At 73.5% G+C, this 6,841-nt stretch carries 8 protein-coding genes, 1 pseudogene and 1 riboswitch; of the genes and pseudogenes, 6 read left to right on the forward strand and 3 right to left on the reverse strand.

The window, feature by feature from the left end; genetic code table 11:
- The 4 genes and pseudogenes from HW577_RS17555 to HW577_RS17570 all read left to right on the forward strand — a co-directional run.
- Positions 1–230, forward strand: a pseudogene (locus HW577_RS17555) (bifunctional anthranilate synthase component II/anthranilate phosphoribosyltransferase); the annotation flags it as partial.
- Between the two features lie 3 nt (positions 231–233).
- Positions 234–1,073, forward strand: a complete 840-nt coding sequence (gene trpC / locus HW577_RS17560) for an indole-3-glycerol phosphate synthase TrpC (protein WP_198377445.1) — start codon at positions 234–236, stop codon at positions 1,071–1,073.
- An 8-nt stretch (positions 1,074–1,081) separates the two neighbouring features.
- Positions 1,082–1,552 (forward strand): cyclic pyranopterin monophosphate synthase MoaC, encoded by a 471-nt coding sequence (moaC, locus tag HW577_RS17565; protein WP_198377446.1) that lies wholly within the window; start codon positions 1,082–1,084, stop codon positions 1,550–1,552.
- 1 nt (position 1,553) lies between these two features.
- Complete coding sequence (locus tag HW577_RS17570) at positions 1,554–2,759, forward strand: molybdopterin molybdotransferase MoeA (protein WP_198377451.1); 1,206 nt, start codon at positions 1,554–1,556, stop codon at positions 2,757–2,759.
- 237 nt (positions 2,760–2,996) lie between these two features.
- Here HW577_RS17570 and HW577_RS17575 read toward each other — a convergent pair whose 3' ends face one another.
- The 3 genes from HW577_RS17575 to HW577_RS17585 form a co-directional block, all read right to left on the reverse strand.
- Positions 2,997–4,103: a 2-aminoethylphosphonate--pyruvate transaminase gene (locus HW577_RS17575; protein WP_198377447.1), complete on the reverse strand. Its 1,107-nt coding sequence runs from the start codon at positions 4,101–4,103 to the stop codon at positions 2,997–2,999.
- 41 nt (positions 4,104–4,144) lie between these two features.
- Positions 4,145–4,435, reverse strand: coding sequence for a hypothetical protein (locus HW577_RS17580; RefSeq protein WP_198377448.1), 291 nt, complete (start codon positions 4,433–4,435; stop codon positions 4,145–4,147).
- A 39-nt stretch (positions 4,436–4,474) separates the two neighbouring features.
- Positions 4,475–4,582: riboswitch (SAM-I-IV-variant riboswitch) on the reverse strand.
- A 123-nt stretch (positions 4,583–4,705) separates the two neighbouring features.
- Complete coding sequence (locus HW577_RS17585; RefSeq protein ID WP_198377449.1) at positions 4,706–5,326, reverse strand: DUF1194 domain-containing protein; 621 nt, start codon at positions 5,324–5,326, stop codon at positions 4,706–4,708.
- Between the two features lie 82 nt (positions 5,327–5,408).
- Here HW577_RS17585 and HW577_RS17590 point away from each other — a divergent pair, with 82 nt between their 5' ends.
- Positions 5,409–6,371 carry a Bug family tripartite tricarboxylate transporter substrate binding protein gene (locus tag HW577_RS17590; protein WP_198377450.1) on the forward strand — a complete coding sequence of 321 codons (963 nt, stop codon included), beginning with the start codon at positions 5,409–5,411 and terminating at the stop codon, positions 6,369–6,371.
- A partial coding sequence (locus HW577_RS17595) for a sulfurtransferase (RefSeq protein ID WP_269769563.1) occupies positions 6,368–6,841 on the forward strand: 474 nt, incomplete at its 3' end. The genes HW577_RS17590 and HW577_RS17595, both read left to right, overlap by 4 nt.

Consider the following 6,841-nt stretch of genomic DNA (forward strand, 5'->3'; position numbering starts at 1 on the left):
AGGGCGGCGACCCGGCGCAGAACGCCGCGGCGCTCGAAGCCCTGCTGCGCGGCGCGCCGGGCGCCTACCGCGACGTCGTGCTGCTGAACGCGGCCGCGGCGCTGATCGTCGCCGGCCGCGCCGCCACGCTCGCCGAAGGTGCCGCCATCGCCGCCCGCGCCATAGACGAAGGCGCGGCGCTTGGCGTACTGACCCGCCTCCGCGTCGCCTGCCCCCCCAAGGACGCTTAAGCCATGAACGCCCCCCCGGTGATCACGCAAGCCGCCGGCGCCGCCTCGGTGCCCGATGTCCTGGTCCGCATCATCGCGGACAAGGAGAAGGAGGTGGCCGAGCGCATGGCCGCCACCTCCCAGTCCGAGATCGAGCGCGCCGCGGCGGCCGCGCCGCCGGTGCGCGACTTCGTCGGCGCGCTCTGCCAGCGCATCGGGGAAGGCCGCACGGGCCTGATCGCCGAGATCAAGCGCGCCTCGCCCTCGGGCGGGCTGATCCGCGACCCCTTCGACCCGCCGGCGCTGGCCCGGGCCTATGAGGAAGGGGGCGCGGCCTGCCTGTCCATCCTGACCGACGGGCCGTACTTCCAGGGCAAGCGGGAAGACCTGGAGGCCGCGCGCGCCGCCTGCTCCCTGCCCGTCCTGCGCAAGGACTTCATGATCCACCCCTGGCAGGTGTTCGAGGCGCGCGCCATGGGCGCGGACTGCATCCTGCTGATCATGGCCTGCCTGACGGACGAGATGGCGGCGCAGTTGCTCGAGCTCGCCCGCTCCCTCGACATGGCGGTGCTGGCCGAGGTGCACGACCGGCGCGAACTCGATCGCGCGCTCGGGCTCAACACGCGCCTCATCGGCATCAACAACCGCGACCTGCGCAGCCTCAAGACCGATATCGCGACGAGCGAGGAACTCGCACCGCTGGTGCCCGCCGACCGCCTGCCGGTGGCCGAGAGCGGCATCCGTACCCAGGCCGATGTCCGCCGCATGGCCGCCGCCGGCGCGCATTGCATCCTGGTGGGGGAACACCTGATGCGCCAGGACGACGTCGCCGCGGCGGCGCGCGAGCTGGTCGAGGCGCGCTGAGCCGCGCCATGGCGCTCACCCATTTCGACGCGGCGGGCCGCGCCGCCATGGTCGATGTCTCCGGCAAGGAGGAGACGGGGCGCACGGCGACCGCCCGCGGGCGCATCGTCATGCAGCCCGAAACGCTCGCGCTGATCCGGGAAGGCCGTGCGGGCAAGGGCGACGTGCTCGGCGTTGCGCGCATCGCCGGCATCATGGCGGCCAAGAAGACGCATGAGCTGATCCCGCTCTGCCACCCGCTGATGATCTCCAAGGTCACGCTCGACCTCGAGCCCGAGGGCGAGGACGCCGTCGCGATCGAGGCGACGGTGAAGCTCAGCGGCAAGACCGGCGTGGAGATGGAGGCGCTGACCGCAGTGACGGTCGCGGCACTCACCGTCTACGACATGGTCAAGGCCGTGGACCGGTCCATGCGCATCGAGGATGTGCGGCTCGTGCACAAGGCGGGCGGCAAGTCGGGCGAGTTCCGTGGCGCGTGACCTGCTGCCGGTGGCCGAGGCGCGGGCGCGCATCCTCGCCGCCCTGGCCCCCACCGCGGCAGAGACGGTGGCGCTGCCCGAGGCCGCCGGGCGCGTGCTCGCACGGCCCGTCGTCGCACGGCTGACCCAGCCGCCGGCCGATGTCTCGGCGATGGACGGCTACGCGCTGCGCGCCGCCGATGCGGTGGAAGGTGCCGCACTCGCCGTGATCGGCGCGGCCCCGGCCGGGCGGCCCTTCGCGGGCGTGGTCGGGCCCGGGCAGGCGGTGCGCATCTTCACCGGCGGCGTCATCCCCGAGGGTGCGGATTCGGTGCTGATCCAGGAGGATGCAACGGCGGCCGAAGGCACGGTCCGCGTGAACGAGGCCGCGCGCGAAGGCCGGCATATCCGCCGGCGGGGCCTGGATTTCGCGGCAGGGGAGACCGTGCTGCCGGCCGGGCGGCGCCTGAGCCCGCGCGACATCGGCCTCGCCGCCGCGTCGGACAATCCATGGCTTGCCGTGCATCGCCGCCCGCGCATCGGCATCCTGGCCACGGGCGACGAGATCGCCCTGCCGGGGGACCCGATCCCGGCGGGGGGCATCGTTTCCTCCAACGCCCATGCGCTGGCCGCGATGATCCGCGGCGCCGGCGGCGACCCGGTCGTGCTGCCGATCGCGCGGGACGATGCGCGCGCGATCGGCGAGGTCGCCGGCACCGCCCATGCCTTCGACCTGCTGGTGACGACCGGCGGGGCGAGCGTGGGCGAGCACGACCTGGTGCAGGCGGCGCTGGGCACGGAAGGCTTCGAGCTCGGCTTCTGGCAGATCGCCATGCGGCCGGGAAAGCCGCTGATCTGGGGCAGGCTCGGTCGGACGCCGGTGCTGGGGCTGCCGGGCAACCCGGTCAGCGCGCTGGTCTGCGGCGTGCTGTTCCTGCTGCCCGCCATCGCGCGCATGAGCGGCCTGCCGGGCGATGCGCCGCCGACGCGACGCCTGCGCATCGCCGTCCCGCTGCCGGCGAACGACAAGCGGGCGGACCATCTGCGCGCGAGCCTCGCGACGGATGCGCAAGGGCGGCTGGTCGCCACACCCGCGCCGGTGCAGGACAGTTCGATGATCGCGACGCTCGCCCGCGCCGATGCGCTGATCCTGCGCGCGCCCCATGCCGCTGCGCTGGAGGCGGGGGCGGAGGTGGATGCGATCGTGCTGGCGGACCTCGGCGTCTGATACCGGAGGCCGAATGCGTCGACCGCCGGTATGCCTCCTCTCATGCCCTCAAGCGCCGAGCCCAGTTAGCTAGGCGTCCTGCGCCGACGCACGCCCCTGGCGTGGCGCCGGACGACCGGCGGGCCGCCTTCGAGTCCTCGGCACGAGCCAAGGGCCCGCGCCGCCGCCATGACCTCAGCGCTGCTCGCCGACTTGCCGGTGCGGGCGCGCCAGGCGGGCGGCCGGGCAGGACGACCGCTACGCCGCCTTGGGCAGCACATCCTCCAACGCCTGGCCGATCGACGCGACCGCGCGGCGCATGTCATCCGGCGTGATGGCGCCGATCGCGCCGATGCGCATGGTCGGCGCGGCAGTGTTGTAGAAATTGCTGATCAGCACGCCGCGGCGCTTCAGCGCCTCGACGAAGGTCATCAGGTCGAAGCGCGGATCGGAAGGCTGGTGGATGGTGACGATCACCGGCCCCTGGTGCTCGCGCGCGAGATAGGGCTTCAGGCCGAGCGCGAGGATCCCGTCATAGAGGATCGTCGTGTTCTCCCTGTACCGGGCGAGCCGCGCCGCCTGCCCGCCTTCGCGCTCGTACAGGTCGAGCGCCACGTCGAAGGCCGCGATCGCCTGCACCGGCGGCGTGAAGCGGATCGACCCCCAGCCGGATCGCCGTGCATGGGCCAGCACGTCGGACAGGTCGAAGGACCAGGACCCTGCATTGCCAGCGCAGGCCTCCGCCCGGTCGATGCGCGCCACCGCGAAGCCCATCCCCGGCATGCCTTCCAGGCACTTGCCGGAGGTGAAGACCAGCGCATCGCATTCGGGGTGCTCGGCCAGCGGGAAGGGCAGCACGCCGAAGGCCGAGACCGCGTCGAGGATGAGCCGGGTGCCGCGCGCGCGCAGCGCATCGCCAATGCCGGCCGCGTCATTGACGATGCCCGACCCGGTCTCGTTGAACACCATGGCGACGGTGCCGATGGCGGGGTCGGCGTCCAGCGCCGGCAGGATGTCTGCCGCCGTGGCGCCGCGCGTGTCGGGCAGCGGCACTTCCACCACCACGCGCCCGGCTTCGCGCGCGAGCCGCGCCATGCGCGTGGCATAGGCGCCGTTCATCGGGATCAGCACCTTGGCACCGGGGGCGACGAAGGTGCGCAGCGCGGCCTCGCTCACGAAATGCCCCGCGCCCTGGATCGGCAGCGTCGCGTGCACGCCCGGGGTGCCGCCGGCCACGGCGACGATGCGGTCTCGCACACGGGCATAGACGGGCTGGAAGCCGCTGTCCCAGGGCGCGATGTCCTGGGCCATGGCGGCGCGGACCTCGGGGCGGGTCTGCACCGGGCCGGGAATGAGGAGGAGCATGCCCGCCTTCTGCCCCGCCCGGCCGTGCCGACGCAAGCTGCTCAGCGCCGCCCGCCCACCGCCGCGCGGGCGCGGAGCCATTCCGCCAGTGCCGCCCGGCAATCCCCTTCCGCTGCGCGCTCCAGGTAGACGGCGAGGTGCCCCGGCCGACGGTCCGGCACGACCCGGTAGGCATGGGTCCAGTCCCCATGCCCCCGATGAAGCACGACGTACAGCCAGGACGGCTCGCATCGCCTCCTGCGCGTCGTCCAATCGCAGAAGGCGACGAACTCGGCCCTGTCCCTGGGGCCGAGCAGCAGCGCGAGATCGGGGGCGGGCGCCACGTCGAGCATCGGATCCTCCTTCGATGGAGCCGGATCGACGCAAGGCGGCGCATCCCGTTTGGTTGCCGGAGCGGCCGCATCCCCCCTCGCGGAGGCGCCACCTTGCCCGGGAAGGCAGGTTGGCGTCGGGCGCCGGCCCAACTCTTGATGCGCGCCCACCTAGCCTCGCTGGCAGGCGGTTCGCAAGTCGTGCCAGCGGCGGGGTGGGGCCCGGCCTCGCGCGACCGGTCCGCCCGTGCCGCCCTTCCGCGCGCAGGCCGAAGCCTCGTGCGCCGGGGTTCAGGCGATGGCGGCGCCCCCGATCTCGCGCCACAGCTTGTCGCGGATCGCCTCGGCGAAGGCCTCGTAATCCGGGGTGTGCACGGCGAAGGCGCCGGGGCCGCCGATCACCTCCGAGACATAATGGGCCAGCAGGTCCAGCTCCTCGTTCAGCACGGCAAGGGCGTTGATCGTCACCCCCGCCGCGACGCCGATGTCGCGCACCGGTCCCGGTGCGCGGCCCTGGTTGTGCCGCCCGTCGCCCGAGACATCCATCACGATGCGCGTCGCCTCGGCGGGACAGGCGGCGAGCAGCGCGAGGCCGGCGGCCATACCTTCCCCCAGCGCGGTCGCGCCGGGGGCGACGAGGCGGGGCGCGTTGTCCACCAGATCGGCGAAGGCGGCGGCTGCGGCGGCGCCGTCGATCCGCGTCCAGGGCACCGCGACCGACTGCGCGCCCACGCCCGACCAGAGCAGCATGGCGACCGCCACCGCGCCGCGCGGCCCGGCCGCCAGCGCGGCCGCGACCGATTCGTCGCGGAACGCCGCCGCATAGCCCCCGAGCATGAGCCCGAACTCGTCATGGTCCACCGAGGAAGACGCATCCACGGCGAGGCAGAGGGCGAGATCGACCTTCTCCATGCGCGCTTGTCGCATGCGCGGGCGTTGGATGCACCGCCCGGGGCGTGCAGGATGGGCGGCGAGAGACCGGGAGACCTTCACGATGCGACGCAGACACCTCCTCGGCGGCGCGGGCGCGCTGCTGGCGGCCCCCGCCCTGGCGCAGGGCGGCTTCCCTGCGCGCAACATCCGCATGATCGTGCCCTATCCGCCAGGCGGGGCGACGGATGCGATGTCCCGCCTCGCGGCGCAGAAGATCCAGGAAAGGCTCGGTGCGACGGTGGTGGTGGAAAACCGCTCCGGCGCGAATGGCCAGGTTGGCAGCCAGGCGGTGCTGCAGGCGCCGGCCGATGGCTACACCATCCTCGGCTCGGCCTCGATCCACCCGATGGCACGGCATGTGATGCGCAACGTGCCCTACGACCCGGTGACGGAGTTCGTGCCGCTGGCGCGCACCGCGCGCGGGCCGCTCGTGCTGGTGATGAGCCCGCAACGCCCGCAGCGCACCATCCCCGAGGTGGTGGAGGCCGCGAAGCGCGAACCCGCGCGCTGGTCCTTCGCCACCTCCTCCCTTGGCGCGGCGGGGCATCTCGGCGCCATCGAGTTCAACCGCGTGACGGGGGCGAACATCGAGATCGTCGGCTATCGCGGCACGGCGCCGGCGCTGACCGACGTGGCCGCGGGCAACGCGCATCTGATGTTCGACCCGGTACTGGCCACGCTGCCGATGGTGCGCGGGGGGCAGCTGCGCGGCCTCGGCATCGCGACCGCGCAGCGCACGCCGCTTGCGCCGGACCTGCCGACAATGGCCGAGGCGGGGCTGCCCGGCTTCGAATTCTATTCCTGGTACGGGGTCTGGGCGCCGCGCGGCACCCCCGCCGAGATCGTCGCCCGCTACAACGCCGCGCTGGTCGAGGGCATGCGCGAACCCGCGGTGGTGGAACGCCTGACCGGGCTCGGCTTCGAGCCGGTGGCCGAGACGGTGGAGCAGGCGGAGGCCTTCATCCGCGAGGATGTGGCACGCAACGCCGCCCTGCTGCGCCTGGCGAATTTCCAGCCCGAATGAGCCTGACCGTCACGCCCGAAGCCCTCGCGGCGGAGCTTGGCGCGCCGGGGCTCGTCGTGCTGGATGGCAGCGTCTTCCAGCGCCCATCCCCGGAGCTGACGGCGATGCTGCAGGAGAGCGTCCGGACGTCGTTCGAAAAGCACCGGATCCCCGGCTCGGTGCATCTCGATGCGCTGGACTGGCTGTGGGACCGCGCGCGCGGCTTCCGCTTCGCGCTGCCGATGCCCGAGGCCGTGGCCGCCGCCTTCGCGGCGCATGGCGTGGGGGACGGCAGCCGCGTGGTGGTTTACGACCGCGTCGGCGGGAACTGGGCGGCGCGGACCTTCTGGACGCTGCGCTGGATCGGCTTCGACGATGTGCGGCTGCTGGCAGGCGGCTTCGCGGCCTGGAAGGCGGCCGGGCTGCCGGTCGAAAGCGGGCCGGCGCCGCGGCCAGTCCCCGCCGCGCGGCCCTTCGCGCCGCGGCCGCGG

The organism is Neoroseomonas rubea, assembly GCF_016106015.1.
GTDB classification, from domain to species: domain Bacteria; phylum Pseudomonadota; class Alphaproteobacteria; order Acetobacterales; family Acetobacteraceae; genus Neoroseomonas; species Neoroseomonas rubea.

Excerpts from the sequence above, each read along its gene's own strand:
- moaC (WP_198377446.1), top strand. The coding sequence starts at position 1,082 with ATGGCGCTCACCCATTTCGACGCGGCGGGCCGCGCCGCCATGGTCGAT.
- HW577_RS17575 (WP_198377447.1), bottom strand. The coding sequence starts at position 4,103 with ATGCTCCTCCTCATTCCCGGCCCGGTGCAGACCCGCCCCGAGGTCCGC.
- trpC (WP_198377445.1), top strand. The coding sequence starts at position 234 with ATGAACGCCCCCCCGGTGATCACGCAAGCCGCCGGCGCCGCCTCGGTG.
- HW577_RS17585 (WP_198377449.1), bottom strand. The coding sequence starts at position 5,326 with ATGGAGAAGGTCGATCTCGCCCTCTGCCTCGCCGTGGATGCGTCTTCC.
- HW577_RS17590 (WP_198377450.1), top strand. The coding sequence starts at position 5,409 with ATGCGACGCAGACACCTCCTCGGCGGCGCGGGCGCGCTGCTGGCGGCC.
- HW577_RS17580 (WP_198377448.1), bottom strand. The coding sequence starts at position 4,435 with ATGCTCGACGTGGCGCCCGCCCCCGATCTCGCGCTGCTGCTCGGCCCC.